This is a genomic window from Parahaliea mediterranea (genome assembly GCF_003402235.1).
GTDB classification, from domain to species: domain Bacteria; phylum Pseudomonadota; class Gammaproteobacteria; order Pseudomonadales; family Halieaceae; genus Parahaliea; species Parahaliea mediterranea.
Map to the genome: position 1 here is coordinate 397,495 of NZ_QEWO01000003.1, position 15,856 is coordinate 413,350.

General features: G+C 54.0%; 17 protein-coding genes. 16 read left to right on the top strand and 1 reads right to left on the bottom strand.

Translation table 11 applies throughout. The features are described 5' to 3' along the window. The first annotated feature begins 103 nt into the window (after window positions 1–103). The 15 genes from DDZ17_RS11275 (at window position 104) to DDZ17_RS11335 (ending at window position 14,478) form a co-directional block, all read left to right on the top strand. The gene (locus DDZ17_RS11275) at window positions 104–832 is read left to right on the top strand and encodes an SGNH/GDSL hydrolase family protein (protein WP_116366864.1); all 729 of its coding nucleotides are present in this window, start codon (window positions 104–106) and stop codon (window positions 830–832) included. Window positions 833–909: 77 nt separating this feature from the next. Continuing rightward, window positions 910–2,844 (top strand): 1-deoxy-D-xylulose-5-phosphate synthase, encoded by a 1,935-nt coding sequence (gene dxs / locus DDZ17_RS11280; RefSeq protein WP_116366866.1) that lies wholly within the window; start codon window positions 910–912, stop codon window positions 2,842–2,844. A 113-nt stretch (window positions 2,845–2,957) separates the two neighbouring features. Next, complete coding sequence (locus DDZ17_RS11285; protein WP_116366868.1) at window positions 2,958–4,073, top strand: glycosyltransferase family 4 protein; 1,116 nt, start codon at window positions 2,958–2,960, stop codon at window positions 4,071–4,073. A 13-nt stretch (window positions 4,074–4,086) separates the two neighbouring features. After that, window positions 4,087–4,989, top strand: coding sequence for an NAD-dependent epimerase/dehydratase family protein (locus DDZ17_RS11290; RefSeq protein WP_157976581.1), 903 nt, complete (start codon window positions 4,087–4,089; stop codon window positions 4,987–4,989). Beyond that, window positions 4,965–6,020: a glycosyltransferase family 2 protein gene (locus tag DDZ17_RS11295; RefSeq protein WP_206613524.1), complete on the top strand. Its 1,056-nt coding sequence runs from the start codon at window positions 4,965–4,967 to the stop codon at window positions 6,018–6,020. Before DDZ17_RS11290 ends, DDZ17_RS11295 begins: the two co-directional genes overlap by 25 nt. After that, entirely contained in the window at window positions 6,017–7,003 is a 987-nt protein-coding gene (locus DDZ17_RS11300; protein ID WP_116366874.1) for a glycosyltransferase family 2 protein, read from the top strand. The genes DDZ17_RS11295 and DDZ17_RS11300 overlap by 4 nt, the downstream gene beginning before the upstream one ends. Window positions 7,004–7,100: 97 nt before the next feature. Then, window positions 7,101–8,399, top strand: coding sequence for an ATP-grasp domain-containing protein (locus DDZ17_RS11305; protein WP_116366876.1), 1,299 nt, complete (start codon window positions 7,101–7,103; stop codon window positions 8,397–8,399). 6 nt (window positions 8,400–8,405) lie between these two features. Then, the gene (locus tag DDZ17_RS11310) at window positions 8,406–8,957 is read left to right on the top strand and encodes a class I SAM-dependent methyltransferase (RefSeq protein WP_206613525.1); all 552 of its coding nucleotides are present in this window, start codon (window positions 8,406–8,408) and stop codon (window positions 8,955–8,957) included. 31 nt (window positions 8,958–8,988) lie between these two features. Then, a complete protein-coding gene (locus tag DDZ17_RS11315; RefSeq protein ID WP_116367265.1) occupies window positions 8,989–10,083 on the top strand; it encodes a DegT/DnrJ/EryC1/StrS family aminotransferase in 1,095 nt (364 codons plus the stop codon). Between the two features lie 47 nt (window positions 10,084–10,130). Next, window positions 10,131–11,633: a lipopolysaccharide biosynthesis protein gene (locus DDZ17_RS22390; protein ID WP_157976582.1), complete on the top strand. Its 1,503-nt coding sequence runs from the start codon at window positions 10,131–10,133 to the stop codon at window positions 11,631–11,633. Between the two features lie 2 nt (window positions 11,634–11,635). After that, window positions 11,636–12,550: a hypothetical protein gene (locus tag DDZ17_RS22395; RefSeq protein WP_157976583.1), complete on the top strand. Its 915-nt coding sequence runs from the start codon at window positions 11,636–11,638 to the stop codon at window positions 12,548–12,550. A 214-nt stretch (window positions 12,551–12,764) separates the two neighbouring features. Continuing rightward, complete coding sequence (gene xseB / locus DDZ17_RS11320) at window positions 12,765–12,995, top strand: exodeoxyribonuclease VII small subunit (protein WP_116366878.1); 231 nt, start codon at window positions 12,765–12,767, stop codon at window positions 12,993–12,995. Continuing rightward, window positions 12,996–13,916, top strand: a complete 921-nt coding sequence (locus DDZ17_RS11325) for a polyprenyl synthetase family protein (RefSeq protein WP_241505861.1) — start codon at window positions 12,996–12,998, stop codon at window positions 13,914–13,916. It abuts the gene before it with no gap. Window positions 13,917–13,972: 56 nt separating this feature from the next. Next, window positions 13,973–14,182, top strand: coding sequence for an addiction module protein (locus tag DDZ17_RS23030; RefSeq protein ID WP_116367267.1), 210 nt, complete (start codon window positions 13,973–13,975; stop codon window positions 14,180–14,182). Then, the gene (locus DDZ17_RS11335) at window positions 14,182–14,478 is read left to right on the top strand and encodes a type II toxin-antitoxin system RelE/ParE family toxin (protein ID WP_116366880.1); all 297 of its coding nucleotides are present in this window, start codon (window positions 14,182–14,184) and stop codon (window positions 14,476–14,478) included. The genes DDZ17_RS23030 and DDZ17_RS11335 overlap by 1 nt, the downstream gene beginning before the upstream one ends. 19 nt (window positions 14,479–14,497) lie before the next feature. Here DDZ17_RS11335 and ribA read toward each other — a convergent pair whose 3' ends face one another. Beyond that, window positions 14,498–15,088, bottom strand: coding sequence for a GTP cyclohydrolase II (ribA, locus tag DDZ17_RS11340; protein WP_116366882.1), 591 nt, complete (start codon window positions 15,086–15,088; stop codon window positions 14,498–14,500). A 327-nt stretch (window positions 15,089–15,415) separates the two neighbouring features. Between ribA and DDZ17_RS11345 the strand changes: the two genes are divergently transcribed. Beyond that, entirely contained in the window at window positions 15,416–15,721 is a 306-nt protein-coding gene (locus DDZ17_RS11345; protein ID WP_116366884.1) for a helix-turn-helix domain-containing protein, read from the top strand. Window positions 15,722–15,856 lie beyond the last annotated feature (135 nt).

A 15,856-nucleotide genomic window follows, 5' to 3' on the forward strand; every position in this document is an offset into this window, starting at 1 on the left:
TGCACAGCGCAAAGCTGAGAACCGGGTCACAGGGGCCCCCTTGCGCCAATTGCCTGGCCTGTGGATTTCCGACACACTTCAAAAAAAACGCTGGGGCCGGGGCATGTACGCCTGGAAAACAATTCGCGCATTTTGCGTGATCCTGCTGCTATTGCCGCTGATCCACCTGGCCATTCTGGTGGGCCAGGAAAGTATAGCCACCCTTGATGATTCGCCACTGGCCTGGCAGCACGAAGTGGATCGCTACATCCAGCTGGATGAGCGCACCGCCCTGCCCGCCAACCCCGTGGTGGTGATTGGTGGGCGCCGGGCGTCCCTGTGGCCGCAGCTGGAGGCCACCGTAAGCCCCATGCCGCTGCTGATCCGCACCCTTGGCAACGCCACCGTCAACGACTTCATTCACTACCACGAGCGGCTGGTGAGCTTTTACCGCCCCGCCGCCGTAGTGCTGGTGCCCGGCCCCAGCGAATTCCACCTGCGGGCCAACCACAGCGCCGACAAGCTGACAGCGGCCATCCAGCACCTGGTAGCCCTGGACAGCCGCGTGAGCAGCCAGCGCCGCTTTTACGTTTTAGCGCCCATCCGCAGCCCCCTGCACAGCGCCGACTGGCCCACCATCGACGCCGTGATCACCGCGCTTGCCGACTGGAGCGTGGATCACCCGGCCTTTGAGCTGATCGACCCCAACCCCCTGCTGGCCAATGCCAGCGGCACGCCGGATTCCCGCTACTTTCGCTCTGGCGGCGTGCACCTGAACGCGGCCGGCTACCTGCGCCTGGATTTACTGCTGCAGCAGGCCCTGCGCGAAGATTTCCCCACCAAATTCCACTAGCGCGGGCCGGCTCCGGGCGGTGAATATTGCCCGCCACCGGCCATTCATTCAGCCCGGAAATGCGCTAGAATCGCCGCATGTTGCAGGACATCCCCCTTATCCGCCCCACCACCCCCTTGCTGGACGCCATCGACCAGGGCCGCCACCTGCGCGCCCTCAGCGAAACCCAGCTGGAAGCACTGGCGGAAGAGCTGCGCGCCTTCCTGCTGTACACCGTGGGCCAAACCGGCGGCCACTTTGGCGCGGGGCTTGGCGTGGTGGAGCTCACCATCGCCCTGCACCATGTCTTCAACACCCCGGATGACCGCATCGTGTGGGACGTGGGCCACCAGACCTACCCCCATAAAATCCTCACCGGGCGCATGCAGCAAATGCACACCATGCGCCAAGCCGGCGGGCTGGCGGGCTTTCCCAAGCGCAGCGAGAGCCCCTACGACACCTTTGGCGTGGGCCACTCCTCCACCAGCATCTCCGCCGCCATGGGCATGGCCCTGGCCGCGCGCCAGCAGGGCATCGATCGCAAAGTCATCGCCGTGATCGGCGACGGCGCCATCACCGGCGGCATGGCCATCGAAGCCCTGGCCCACGGCGGCCACGAACGGCCCAACATGCTGGTGATCCTGAACGACAACCAGATGTCCATCGGCTACAACCGGGGCGGCCTGGCCACCTACTTCGCCAAAATCTGGGCCAGCAAAACCTACATCGCCCTGCGCGAAGGCTCCAAGCGCGTGCTGGAGAAAATCCGCCCCGCCTGGGAGCTGGCCAAGCGCACCGAAGAACACATGAAAGGCATGGTGGCCCCGGGCACCCTGTTTGAAGAACTGGGCTGGCACTACATTGGCCCCCTCGACGGCCACGACCTGCCCGGGCTGATCCAGACCCTGGAAAACATGAAAGACCTGGAAGGCCCCCAGTTCCTGCACATCCGCACCATGAAGGGCAAAGGCTTTGCCCCCGCCGAGCGCGACCCGGTGGGCTACCACGCCATCAACAAAATCGAGGCCAAGCCCAAAGGGCCGCAACCTGCCCTGCCCGAACCCAGCGCCCCCAAAAAAATCAAATACCAGGACGTCTTTGGCCGCTGGCTGTGCGACATGGCCGAGCGCGAGCCGCGCCTGGTGGGCATCACCCCGGCCATGTGCGAAGGCAGCGGCATGGTGGACTTCGCCAAGCGCTACCCACAGCGCTACTTTGACGTGGCCATTGCCGAACAGCACGCCGTGACCCTGGCCGCCGGCATGGCCTGCGACGGCCTGAAGCCCGTGGTGGCCATCTACTCCACCTTCCTGCAGCGCGGCTACGACCAGCTCATTCACGACGTAGCCCTGCAGAACCTGGACGTCACCTTCGCCATCGACCGCGCCGGCCTGGTAGGCCAGGACGGCCCCACCCACCACGGCGCCTTCGACCTCAGCTACCTGCGCTGCATTCCCAACATAGTGATTGGCGCGCCCTCCGACGAAAACGAATGCCGCCAGATGCTGACCGCCGCCTACCAGCACCCGGGGCCAAGCGCCGTGCGCTACCCCCGCGGCACCGGGCCCGGCGCGCTGGTGATAGAGGCCATGGAAGGCATGCCCATTGGCAAAGCCCATACCGTGCGCGAAGGCGAACGCGTGGCCATCCTCAACTTTGGCGCACTGCTGCCCGAGGCCATCAAAGCCGCCGAAGCACTGAACGCCACCGTCGTCGACATGCGCTGGGTAAAACCCCTGGACGAAGACCTGCTGCTGCAACTGGCCGCCACCTGTGAACTCATCATCACCCTGGAAGACAACGCCATCGCCGGCGGCGCCGGATCGGCCGTTACAGAATGCCTGATGCAGGCCGACTTCCGCGGAACCATCAGAACACTCGGCCTTGGCGATGAATTCCACGAACACGGCGGGCAAGACCAGCAGCGCGCCGCCTGCGGCATGACCGCCGACAACATCCTGCGCATCGTCAACGCCACCCGCTCAGCGCCGCTGTTCACAGTGGATGATGCGGTGAAGACACTGCTGAAATAAGCGCCACCCGGTGACCCGCGCCTTTTTCGACTTTGGTAGCGCTATTGGTGTGGCAGCCGTGTTAGGGTTTGGTGGTATCCAACCCCCAGCCAATAAGGCGTAGTCCAGCCCCCATGAACCTGCTGTTCGTCGCCACCTCCTACCCGATCGACAACACCGATTGGCGCGGCGTGTTCATTCGCCACCTTGCGCACGCGCTGGCAGCGCGGGATAACATCACCCTGTCGGTATGGGCTCCTCCTGGCCCCCTTCCTTCGGGCGCAACGCAGGCCGCTACTCCTGAAGAGTCCGCCTGGCTGAAAAAACTGATGGACCATGGCGGCGTGGCGCACATCATGCGCTCTGGCGGGCTTGCGGCACTGGCAACGCCGCTGAAACTGCTGCGCTATCTTCGCAGCCTGTATCGGCGCGAACAACACATCGACATCTACCACTTGAACTGGCTGCAAACCGCGCTGCCCCTGCCCCGATCAGACACCCCTGTACTGATGACCGTACTGGGCACCGACTTAAAGCTGCTCTCTCTGCCACTGGTTAAGCAGGCCCTGCGGCGGGCAATGCGCAATCGCCCCGTAGCGATTTGCCCCAATGCCGAATGGATGACAGAGCCACTGACCAGTGCCTTTGGCGACCTGGCAATTATCCAGCCCGTGCCCTTTGGCATTGACCCCATCTGGTTTGCGGTGCAGCGCCAGCCCAGTCTGGAGCGCCCCAAATGGCTTGCCGTGACCCGGCTGACCAGGGACAAACTTGGCCCCCTTCTGACATGGTCTGAACCGCTGTTTCGCGACCAGCAGCGCGAATTGCACCTGATCGGCCCAATGCAGGAAGACATCGCCCTGCCCGAGTGGATTCATTACCACGGCGCCGCTTCGCCCGAGGTACTGGCGAGAGACTGGTTCCCCCAGGCTGCAGGGCTTATCACCCTCAGCCAGCACGCCGAGGGGCGCCCGCAGGTGATGCTTGAAGCCATGGCCGCAACGCTGCCGATCATTGCATCGGACCTGCCGGCACACCGCAACCTGGTATGGCCCGATACCACCGGCCTGCTTTGCTCAACCCCACAGGACTACGAAGCGGCTCTTCAAACCGCAGAAACCCCCGAGCTAAACCAGCGCTTTGGCCGGGCCGCGCGCGACTGGGTCACCGAAGAAATTGGCACCTGGGCTGAATGCGCACAGCGGTACGCCGCCCTCTACCAAACACTGGGCGCAAACCGCCATGAATGAACCGGTACTGGTTGTGGGCGCCAGCGGCTTTATCGGCCATGCCCTGTGCAGCCGACTGAAAGGCATGCGTTCCGTCTACGCGCTGACCAGGCACCAGCCGGCCAAGCCCATTGCCGGCGTCAATTACATTACCGGCGGCGTCGAAGCCGCGACAGACCTTGGCAACGTGCTCAGCACATGTGGCTGCGTTGTGTACACCGCATCATCCAGCACCCCAGGCAGCAGCGCCGGCAAACCCGTTGACGAGATAGAACAGCACCTTCGCCCGCTGAGCATTTTGCTCCAGCAACTGCAGTTCGAAGCGCCGCCGCACCTCATCTACCTATCCTCCGCCGGCGCAACCTACGGCAATGTGACGGGCAAACCCTTCGTTGAAGCCGACCTGCCCCGCCCGGCCTCGTATCACGGCGCCACCAAGTTCGCGGCAGAAATGCTCATCACCGCCTGGGCACACCAATACAAAGGCAAAGCGACCGTCTTCCGGCCCTCCAACGTCTATGGGCCAGGGCAACAAACCCGCCAGGGCTTTGGCATCATTCCCGCTGCGCTCAGTGCGCAACAACAAAATAAAACCCTGGAAATCTGGGGCGATGGCAGCGCCATCAGGGATTACCTTTACATAGACGACCTGATTACCTTGCTGAGCAAAGCCATAGACGATGGCGGCAGCCCGGGCACCAGCACATTCAACGCATCGAGCGGCGACTGCGTGAGCCTGAATCAACTGTTAGACATCATCGCCGGCATCGGGGGGCTGGGCCTCAACTTGCGGTTCAAACCGGCAAGGGCCGTGGATGCCAGTGAAGTACGATTCGATAGCACCAAAACCCAACAGCATTTTAACTGGCAGCCTAAGTACACCCTTTCCACTGGCCTGCAGGCGACATGGGAATGGATCAACAACAGCGCGCACTAGCCAGCCATTCAGCGTCCATTGTTTCGGTGTGCATTGCACACTACCGGGGTGTTGACCTGTTAGCAGACTGCATTGATTCCGTACTGCAACAGACCGGCGACGTGCGGACTGAAATCATCGTGCACGATGATGCGTCAGACCCGGAATCCTTGCCATTTCTTGCTACCCGCTATCCACAGGTAAAGGTAATTGCCAGCGACACCAATGTCGGCTTTTGCGTGGCCAACAACCGGATGGTTGAGCAGGCCAAAGGCGAATACATACTGCTGCTGAACAACGACGCCGCACTGTTCCCCGACGCTCTGGTAACACTACAAACTGTCGCTGAAGAACACCCCAACGCCATCCTCACACTTCCCCAGTACGACTGGGAAACTCACGAGCTTGTGGATAGAGGCTGCCTGCTGGATCCCTTCTACAACCCAGTGCCAAACCTTTCCCCGGAGCGCAGTGACGTTGCCATGGTGATTGGGGCGTGCCTATGGGTGGGGCGGCACCAATGGGGGCAACTCGGTGGATTCCCCGAGTGGCTGGAGTCAATTGGAGAAGATATGTACCTGTGCTGCGCCGCCCGGCTGGCTGGCCTGCAAGTACAGGCACTTACGAAAAGTGGCTACCGGCATCGTCAGGGCGGCAGCTTTGGCGGCAACAAAGCAACCGAAGGCCGGCTTGCCAGCACCTATCGCAGAAGACGCTACAGCGAGAGAAACAAGACGTTTACCTTGCTGGTTATGACACCAACAGTACTTGTATGGCCGTTACTGCTGATTCATCTCATTGCACTGCTGGCCGAGGGGCTGCTGTTCGGCTTACTTCGGGTTGATGCACGCGCGGTGGTTGAAATCTACCTTAACGTACCGCGTGAACTGGTGCTCCAGCTTCCCCAACTTCTGCGGGAGCGGAAAACAAAACAAGCATCCAGGCAGGCCAGCCTGACACAGTATCTTGAAGGATTTCGCCTGACGCCTCGCAAACTCAGCATGCTGTACCAGTATGGACTGCCCAAGCTCACGAACACGGCAAGCCGATGAGTTTGACCACCGCCACCATGCCGACAATTTCAAGCATTGTCGTCACCTACCACCCCAAAGCAGAAGAATTCGCACCCCTGCTCGACGCTCTGCTGCAACAAACGCATCGCGTTATCGTTGTCGATAACACACCCGGCGAAGCAAACCCCGCACTGGGCGCGCTTTTGCAGCAGTCCATATCACCAGAGCGCTGCCAAACCATCCGGTTTGGCGAAAACCTCGGCATCGCTACAGCACTGAATACAGGCTGCGAACAGGCCATGAGTGCAGGCAGCGATTTTGTACTGCTCAGCGATCAAGACAGCCTGCCGGCGCCCAACATGGTGGCCGAACTGGTTAAGGGCTACTACGCATGTGAACAGAATACCGGCGACATTGCCGCAGTAGGCCCCTGCTACACCGACATGCACACCGAATTAACCTACCCATTCCAAGTCCAGAAGCCAGGCAACCTGTTCTATTCGCACGGGTGGCCGACAGAAGACACCCCCTATATCGAAGCTCTATCGCTAATTACATCCGGCACGCTGATACCCGCTGCAATTTTGCAAAAAGTCGGCTTAATGCGTGAAGACTTCTTCATCGACCACGTAGACACAGAATGGGGAATGCGGGCCAGGCACTTGGGCCTCAAACTGATCGGCTGCGGCCCCGCCAGGATGTATCAGCGAATGGGTGAGAACGCCGTTCGTGTTTGGTACTTTGGCTGGCGAAACGAGAGCCTGTATAGCCCAACGAGGCTGTATTATCGGCTTAGGAACTTTGTCGCTCTTCTCAAGGATCCAAGAATAGATTGGCGGTGGAAGGTTAGGAGTAGCTGGTATTCTTTGGGACTGGTATACACCCATGCAGTATATGGAAACAGACGCTGGAAGCTCATATTACATGCATCTCAAGGGATTATTGAAGGCACAACCGCGAACCTAGGAAAGAAGAGCGAAGTCAAATCTACCAAAACTTCCTCATTAGAAAAAAACCACTAATCTAACACAAACACCTTTAAGACGTTACCGGATCGGCAGAGAACTTTTCTCTCCAATATTTTTGTTAACAAGTCAGAAAATAGACCTCCGAGGATATATGAAAAATAGCTTTCCACGCAGAGTATTAGTATTTCCAGATACAACTGAAATTGCCTGCGAAATATTTTCCTCCCTTAGAGATGCAAAAGAAATTGATTTGTATGGCGCGTCTGCCAACAACGAAAATATCAGTCCACTGCGTGCAGAAAAACATGCATATGTTGAACCCGTAACCAACCCAGTTTGGGTAGATCAGATTAACGCCTTGTGTTCCAAATGGGATATTGACTACATATACCCCGCACATGACGACGTCATACTTGCTCTAGCAAAGCAACGTAAATTCATGGCTTCAATACCACTAATCCCATCGACATGGTGTTGTGAAATCACACGCTCAAAAACACGAACCTATAAAGAATTAGAGGGCTTGGTTCGAGTACCGAAAGTTCACCCTTTAACCACAGAAGAAATCGAATACCCCGTTTTTATAAAACCTGACTGTGGAAACGGATCAATTGACGCTCAACGCATTGACTCACTTCAGCAATACGAAGCCGCGATAGAGAAACGAAGCGACCTGATCGTATGCGAGTACCTGCCAGGACCAGAGTTTACTGTAGACTGCTTTAGTGACAGAGATCATGGACTATTGTACTGCGGTGCTCGCGAACGACTACATATTAAGAACGGAATAAGTGTTATTACGCGAACATTGCAACTACCCAACGCAGATGCAATGGCAAGAGCAATCAGCTCTAAACTTGGCATGCAGGGAGCTTGGTTTTTTCAGATAAAGCGCGCTAAAAGCGGAGAATTAACTCTCTTAGAAGTCGCCCCACGAATAGCCGGATCAATGGCTTGCAACAGGATACGCGGTGTAAACTTTCCTTTATTGACAATTTTCGAGCATGAGAGACTACCAATCAGTATCAGCCCCATTGAAAAGAATGCAATCTTGTACCGCAGGTTGAGCTTTCATAGCAAGATAGAAGATCAAGAACTACCTCAAAAAATCTATGTCGACTACGATGACACCCTAGTTATAGCTGATAGAATAAACATCCGCTTGGTTGGGCTTTTACTCCACCTTTCGGAAAGAGGGGCAGAGATTCACTTAATTAGCAAACACAAAGGTCAACTATTGTCAGATATTAAAAAAAGGCGCCTATTATCACTTTTTGATTCTATAGTACACATCACCGACGGCAGAAGAAAATCAGATTATATTGATAAAAACTCGGCTAATGCCATATTTATAGATGACAGCTATTCAGAGCGTAGAGAAATTGAATCTATCTGTAAAATACAAACTTTCGACTGCAGCATGATCGAATCCTTATTTTCTTTAGAGTGAATCATCGTGGTAAAAAAGAATCAGATACCAAGCGATTTTGACATCCAGGCGCTTTCTTTGTTACGCGCTAACATACATGATTTTCTAAAAAATTCGGGGAGTCAGTTCAAAAAGTCTATCACTGCACGCGTGCTTGACATTGCGCCACAAATTCACTCTGGCGCTCGACCATTCTTCCCGGAAAACGTGGAAATTGAAACACTAGACATTGATCCTGCCAGTGGTGCCACACATATCGCAGACATTTGTGATCGAAATCTTCCTGGGAGGATCGGATTTTTCGACGGCATCGTTTGTACTGAAGTACTCGAACACACCTTGCAGCCTTTTGATGCATGTGACAATTTATTTGATCTCCTTAAGTCTCGCGGAAGAGTTTTCGTTAGTACTCCTTATAATTTTCGTATACATGGACCGCTGCCAGACTGCTGGCGATTTACTGAGTATGGACTTAGACAATTATTTAGGAAATTTGAAATAGAAGAGTTGAAGTCGCTTGAAACAGAAGGTCGCTCCTTAATGCCCATCCAGTACACTCTAGTAGCTCGAAAGCCCTGATCAAAATACCTTTAACTCTACGGTCATGACTATGCCAGAGAACCCGCTTTATGTAACCCGACCTGAACTACCTCCGCTGGAGGAATTCCTACCACACCTGGAAAAAATCTGGGAGAGTCGCCAACTTACCAACAGTGGGCCTTATCACCAAGATTTTGAAGAAGCATTGGCTCGCTATCTCGGAGTTGAGTATTTATCACTCTTTTGCAATGCAACCATTGCATTGATCACTGCTCTACAAGCTCTTCGAATTTCTGGTGAAGTAATTACCAGTCCATACTCTTTCCCCGCCACCTCTCACGCTCTTCTATGGAATGGGATAAAACCAATCTTTGTAGATATTGACCCTATTACCCTTAACATCGATGCCAATCGCATTGGGGATGCGATTACGCCAAATACCACAGGAATTTTACCCATGCATTGTTATGGTCAGCCGTGCGATGTAAATCATTTACAGAATATTGCTGACAACTACAATTTACGCCTTGTATACGATGCAGCCCATGCCTTCAAAGTTGAAGTAGATGGAAAAAGCATTCTTAATTTTGGCGATCTGTCGGTACTTAGCTTTCACGCAACAAAAGTGTTTAACACTTTTGAAGGTGGTGCAATAATAAGCCCGGACACTAAAACAAAGCAACGCATTGATCGGTTAAAGAATTTTGGTTATGTAGATGAGCAAACTGTCGTAGCGCCCGGCATTAATGGAAAAATGAGCGAATTCAACGCAGCACTAGGAATTGTCCAGATTCAGTATGCAGACCAGGTGCTGGAACGCAGGAAGGCAGTAGCAAACCGCTATATTCAAAGGCTAAAATTGCTAAAAGGAATTCGTATCGTTGAATCAACAAATCATTCATACTTTCCTATTCTTATCACCGCTGCTTACCCTCTGACACGTGACGAACTTTATAATAGATTTAGAGAAAGTAACATCTGGGTAAGAAAGTACTTTTCGCCCTTACTTACTGAATTCCCAATGTATCGTGATTTTCCATCAGCAGATCCAAAAAATCTTCCGAACGCAATTAATGCTTCCCGTAATATACTTTGTCTGCCGCTGTTCCCCTCGCTTAGCAACAGCGAACAGGACAGAGTGCTAAAAATTTTAGAATCAGCCTAACTCGAATCTATATGTTCTACATATCCTCTATCGCGTAATAAGGCTTCGTGGCTCTCAGAACCAACACGCTGGCCAACTACGCCGGAACAGCATATAGCGCAATTATCGCTGTACTGGTGGTTCCCCTATACTTCCAGCATCTTGGCCCGGAAGCCTATGGACTCGTTGGATTTTTTTCACTTGCCCAGGCTTGGTTAAATGTTCTCGACCTTGGGCTATCACAGTTAACAGCACGCACCGCGGCCACAAAGGGGTATCAAGAGCCACAGAATTTTGTTCTACTCGTGAAGAGTCTAGAATTGGTATTTTTTGTTGTTTTTCTGTGCATATCCGGATTTTTCTTTTTTGGTGGAAAGATAATTGCAGAAGAATGGCTAATAGCGTCTAATTTAGATCTTAATTCTCTTACAGATTGCCTGGCATTAATTGGAGCAACAATTGGGCTCCGATTATGGATGTCCCTCTACAAAAGTACGTTAGTCGGACTTGAAAGACAGATCATTCTCAATATTATGATTTCCATTAGCTCTACTGCCCGCTATCCTGGATCGTTAGTACTATTAACTTGCTTCACCACCGATGTGGTCGTTTTTTTTTACTACCAGTTGGCAATAAGCGCAATAGAACTGCTGTTATTGGCAGTCATATCATATAGGCAAATACCCAAAAAAATGCCTTTAAGGCCGCTTTTTAGCTTGCCCTCTGTAATGGAGGGGCTTCCATTTGCTGGCACCATCGCATTCAGTAGTTTAGTTTCAATTTTACTTGTTCAATTTGACAAGCTAATTTTTTCAAAAACTTTAACCTTAGCAGAGTTCGGCTATTTATCAGCGGCAACTTTTATCACTACTGCAATTTTTCAAGCCGCCGGACCGATTAGCCAAGCTCTACTGCCAAGATTAACTGCCTTATTTTCTTCTGGTGAAGAAGCGGGTTTTAGGGCGGCCTATTTAAATGGAGCTGAACTTTTCTGCATAGTAATTGCTCCTGTAACTTTTACCATTGCCATTTTCTCTCAGCCACTTCTACAGGCCTGGACTGGAAGCTACGAAGCTGGACTATGGGGAAAAGATATTCTATTTTGGTATGCGTTAGGAAGTGGGACAATGGCGCTTTCCAGTTTCCATTATTTCCTACAGTATGTGCACGGCAAAATGCGCCTTCACGTCATTTGGTTAAGTTTTTCTGCTTTATTACAAACCCCTGTGCTTGCAAGCCTAGCTATTTCGGGAAATGTTAAAGACGCTGCGCTGACCTGGTTCCTGTTTCGCATTGCTGATGTGCTTTTATGGTCTCCTTACATTCATAAAGTTTTTGCTCCTGGACTGTATCACAGCTTATTGTTCCGTTTCTTAAAACCCATATCAATTAGCATTATAGTTCTTATATTTCTTCAATGGTGGATTGGAAGCCTTGATGGGCTCAGCAGACCAATGGCTTCATTTACCATAGTTTCATCCGGCTGTATTGCGTTGCTTTTTTGCATTTTATTATCGCCCTTTGCTCGACATCAAATAAAGCAAACAATCGGATTTTTAAATTATTTTTAACCATGAAAAACCCTCCCAGCAAGCTAGACTTTGTCGTCTATGCGCCAAAATTTGATGAGAACTCAGGTGGCGCCATTGCATTACACCGCCTCTGCCACATACTTCGCCAATTAGGACAACGCGCTTTCCTTTGGCCCATTAGCAAACCATCACCTATAAAGCATTCGAATCTCTCTCTTAAATTACGAGAATGTCATTTTCTGATTAATAAATTCCGAAATGGTGAATTCTACAAGAATCCGGGCTTTGATACCCCGACTGCAACTCCAGAGACACTTCTAAACGCAATCGCTGTGTACCCTGAGATTATTAATGGTGACCCCATGGGCTGTGGACGCTGTGTAAGGTGGTTTTTGCATAAACCGGGATTTCACACAGGCCGCATAGAGTATGGTTCAGGCGACTTAATGTTTTACTATCAGGATACTTTCCGCTCCAATGTTCCGAACCTAATTGATGGAGGCTTACTCCAGACCTTATGGGTCCGTGACGATATTTATCATGAACCTGAAACCATCAGATTTCCACGCTCCGGTGAATGCCACATGATACGAAAAGGTGCGCCAACTAGAAATTTTCACAGTGAGCAATCACTTAAGCTAGACGGGTTAAGTCATAAAGAAATTGCCACGGCCTTTCAGCAGCGGGAGATATTTTACTCTTATGACCCTTACACTATGTACTCCTCTTATGCAGCAGCATGCGGTTGTGATTCAATTGTTGTACCGCCGGCAGGAATGTCTAAGAGGGACTGGTATCAGGACGAGCGGAAGCGCTTTGGCATTGCATTCGGGATGGATGAAATTAGTTGGGCGCGAGCTACCCGAGCTAAGGCGCTGGAATCTATGAGACTTGAAGAAAAGAACGCGATAGACTCTACCCTTCGATTTATAGAGATTTGTAATAGCTATTTTTAATATTATCTGAGCTGCCCTTAATACAAAAATTTTGGGTTATTTTTTGCTTTAAATCACCTCTCATGGATGCCGGCCTGTATCATTAAGCTTGGCAACTACAATACGGCTGCCAGTCAAAATTCCTCCTAATGAACATGGGTTCGATTGTAATGCCTCCCATCTCCTTGCAAAGGGACAGTAGAATCAGCCTTCTGAATTATCACGAGCGTTTAGTATGCCCAGCAAAAAGCCCACCCCCACCTTCGCCGACAACCTCGCCGCCCTGGAGCAGGTGATCGCCACGCTGGAAAGCAGCGAGACATCTCTGGAAGCCACCATGGCGGAGTTTGAGAAGGGCATTGGCCTGGTTCGCACGGCGCAGGATGAGCTGGCTAAGACGGAGCAGAAGGTTCAGCAGCTGCTGGCCGCCAGTGACGCGGAAGGCGAAGACGAGGCGGCAGGCTAGGTGGACGCTTCTCTCGCGCTGTTTGTGGAGCAGTGCCGCGCGCAGTGTTCTGCGGCCCTGGCCAATCTGCCGGCGGATGGCCCGGGCATGCCGGCATCGCTCTCGGCGCCGCTGGCGCATGCGCTGGGCGGCGGCGGCAAGCTGATTCGCCCGGTGCTGTGCTGCGCGGCGGCCCGCGCTGTGGGTGGGGTCGAGGGCGTCGATGAGGGTGGCGATGAAAGCAGCGATGGGGCGGCAGGGGCGGTAGCTCCAGCGCTGGAGCTCATCCACACCTATTCCCTCATCCACGATGATCTGCCGGCGATGGACGATGACGACCTGCGCCGGGGCCGGCCCACGCTGCACAAGGCTTTTGACGAGGCCACGGCGATTCTGGTGGGCGATGGCCTGCAGGCGCGGGCCTTTGAGCTGATCGCCAACGCGCCGGGGCTATCCGCCGAGCAGAAGGTTCGCATGGTGAAGGTGCTGGCGCAGGCCTCGGGCTTTGCGGGCATGGTCGGCGGGCAGTTTGTGGACATCCAATCCACAGGCAAGGCGCTCGATCTGGAGGCGCTTCAAGCCATGCACGCGATGAAGACGGGTGCGCTGATTCGCGCTGCGGTGGCGCTGGGTGGCATTGCCGCCGGTGCAAGCGATACGCAACTGAACGCGCTGGACACCTACGCGGACCGCATTGGCCTGGCCTTCCAGGTAGTGGATGACATTCTGGATGTGGAGAGCGACACGGCCACGCTCGGCAAGACCCAGGGCAAGGACGAGGCCGCTAACAAAGCGACCTATGTGAAGCTGCTGGGGCTTGAGGATGCACGGGCACAGGCAACGCGCCTGCTGGATGAGGCGCTGGGGGCGCTGGCGGAGTTTGGCGAGTCCGCGGATATGCTGCGGAACCTGGGGCGTTATATTGTGGAGCGGGATCGGTAGTTTTTTGAAGGCAGAGCAAGCTGGACAGCGCTATTCCAGCGAGTATGATTTGGGCAATGAATACCCAGTTCAGTCAGCTGCCCGTAGAAGAGCGAATCCGCCTCGTCGAGGATTTGTGGGACAGCATCGCACAGGAACAATCCGCGATTCCACTCACCGCTGAACAAGCTACGGAGTTGGACAGACGGATAGCCGCATTCGAGCAGGATCAGCGATCAGGGCGGGGGGCACATGACGCAATTGAAGAAATTCGAAGGCAATTGTAATGCTTGCCATCCGCATCAGGGACGAAGCGGAACAAGACTTAAAAGAAGCCGCCCAATGGTATGAAAGGCAGCGATCAGGCCTTGGACACCAGTTTCTGAATCAAGTACTCATCGCACTGGACGCCATTGGCGCCAATCCAACGTCCTTCCCGGTCGCCTATCGCAAGACCAGAAGAGCCCTTATCAGGCGCTTTCCTTTCGCCATCTTCTATAGGATTCTCCCGGACGAGATTCTCGTACTCGCTGTATTGCATGGTAGTCGAAGCCCTGGAAACTGGAAAACCCGTATAGCCTGACTGGAAACACTCAGCGCAGCTAATCGTTGAACAAATGCCCCAGCTTGGCGCCTTTGGTCTGCAGGTATTTCTCGTTGTGGGGGTTGCAGTCGGTGTGCAGGGGAATGCGCTCCACCACGTTCACGCCGGCGGCTTCCAGGGCGGCGACTTTGCGGGGGTTGTTGGTCATCAGGCGCACCTGCTGGATGTTGAGGTGTTGCAGCATGGGGCCGAGGATGGAGTAGTCGCGCATGTCGGCGCCAAAGCCCAGCTGTTCGTTGGCCTCTACGGTGTCGGCGCCGGCGTCCTGCAGTTTGTAGGCGCGGATTTTGTTCAGCAGGCCAATGCCGCGCCCTTCCTGGCGCAGGTAGAACAGCGCGCCACGGCCCGCCTCGGAGATGGCCTTGAGCGCCGCTTCCAGCTGGTTGCCGCAGTCGCAGCGCAGGCTGAACAGGGCATCGCCGGTCAGGCACTCGGAGTGGATGCGGGCCAGCACCGGCTCGCCGTCGGCAACGTCGCCCATGGTCAGCACTACGTGCTCTTTATTGGCCTGGGCGTCCTCAAAGCCGTGCATATCAAACACGCCCCAATCGGTGGGCAGGCGGGCTGTTTCTACGTAGCGTGTGGGCACTTGCGGGCCTTGGGGGTCTGAAAAAGGGCGGACATTCTACCACTTTAGGCCACGGGCGCGAGTTATGGCGCCACTTCACCTAACCTCTCAAATTTTCGCCCGTCGCGCTGAGAGTATCCACCGTCATGCACCCGGCAACCTCCCGCCCTCCCCTATCCTGCTTGTGCTATCTGCCTGGTGCAGACCATGGCACCAAGTGCTACCATTTGTCGCGAGAGCGTGCGAAGGCACCTTGTGCGCATCTATAAACTCAAGGCATTTAGCCGCTGGGCAGCCAAAGAGGGGCTTACCGATCGCGCGCGGGTGTGTTGATAGAGGTAATCGCCGATGAGTAAATCCATTCTGGATGTTGTGCATGAAAGTGCGAAAGACCTGCATAAAGCAGGCGTCATGGATGAACTGACGCTGCGTGAGTTTGATGCGCTGTGCCTGCCACCGGTAAAGCCCCTGAACGCTGCCGATATTCGACGTATCCGCAAGGAGGCGAAGGCCAGCCAGGCAGTATTTGCAGCTTATTTGAATACCAGCTTATCGACGGTGCAAAAATGGGAACGGGGCGCAAAAAGACCCAATGGTCCATCCCTGAAATTGCTCAACCTGGTGGCAGAGAAGGGGCTGCAGGTGCTCGCCTGAGCAGATTCAGTCTGGTCACACGCCCCTGCATCCTACGCCCGCGCTTCCCTCTTCCCCATCCTCCACCCCCACCGCTTGCGACACAACCTGCGAGTAGTATCATCACTATCCCTCACCCATCCATAAGCCATAATC

Coding starts and splice junctions, on each gene's coding strand:
- DDZ17_RS23030 (WP_116367267.1), top strand. CDS start 13,973: ATGAATACCCAGTTCAGTCAGCTGCCCGTAGAAGAGCGAATCCGCCTC.
- DDZ17_RS11315 (WP_116367265.1), top strand. CDS start 8,989: ATGCCAGAGAACCCGCTTTATGTAACCCGACCTGAACTACCTCCGCTG.
- DDZ17_RS11300 (WP_116366874.1), top strand. CDS start 6,017: ATGAGTTTGACCACCGCCACCATGCCGACAATTTCAAGCATTGTCGTC.
- DDZ17_RS11285 (WP_116366868.1), top strand. CDS start 2,958: ATGAACCTGCTGTTCGTCGCCACCTCCTACCCGATCGACAACACCGAT.
- xseB (WP_116366878.1), top strand. CDS start 12,765: ATGCCCAGCAAAAAGCCCACCCCCACCTTCGCCGACAACCTCGCCGCC.
- DDZ17_RS11275 (WP_116366864.1), top strand. CDS start 104: ATGTACGCCTGGAAAACAATTCGCGCATTTTGCGTGATCCTGCTGCTA.
- DDZ17_RS22395 (WP_157976583.1), top strand. CDS start 11,636: ATGAAAAACCCTCCCAGCAAGCTAGACTTTGTCGTCTATGCGCCAAAA.
- DDZ17_RS11305 (WP_116366876.1), top strand. CDS start 7,101: ATGAAAAATAGCTTTCCACGCAGAGTATTAGTATTTCCAGATACAACT.
- dxs (WP_116366866.1), top strand. CDS start 910: ATGTTGCAGGACATCCCCCTTATCCGCCCCACCACCCCCTTGCTGGAC.
- DDZ17_RS11335 (WP_116366880.1), top strand. CDS start 14,182: ATGCTTGCCATCCGCATCAGGGACGAAGCGGAACAAGACTTAAAAGAA.
- DDZ17_RS11345 (WP_116366884.1), top strand. CDS start 15,416: ATGAGTAAATCCATTCTGGATGTTGTGCATGAAAGTGCGAAAGACCTG.
- DDZ17_RS11295 (WP_206613524.1), top strand. CDS start 4,965: ATGGATCAACAACAGCGCGCACTAGCCAGCCATTCAGCGTCCATTGTT.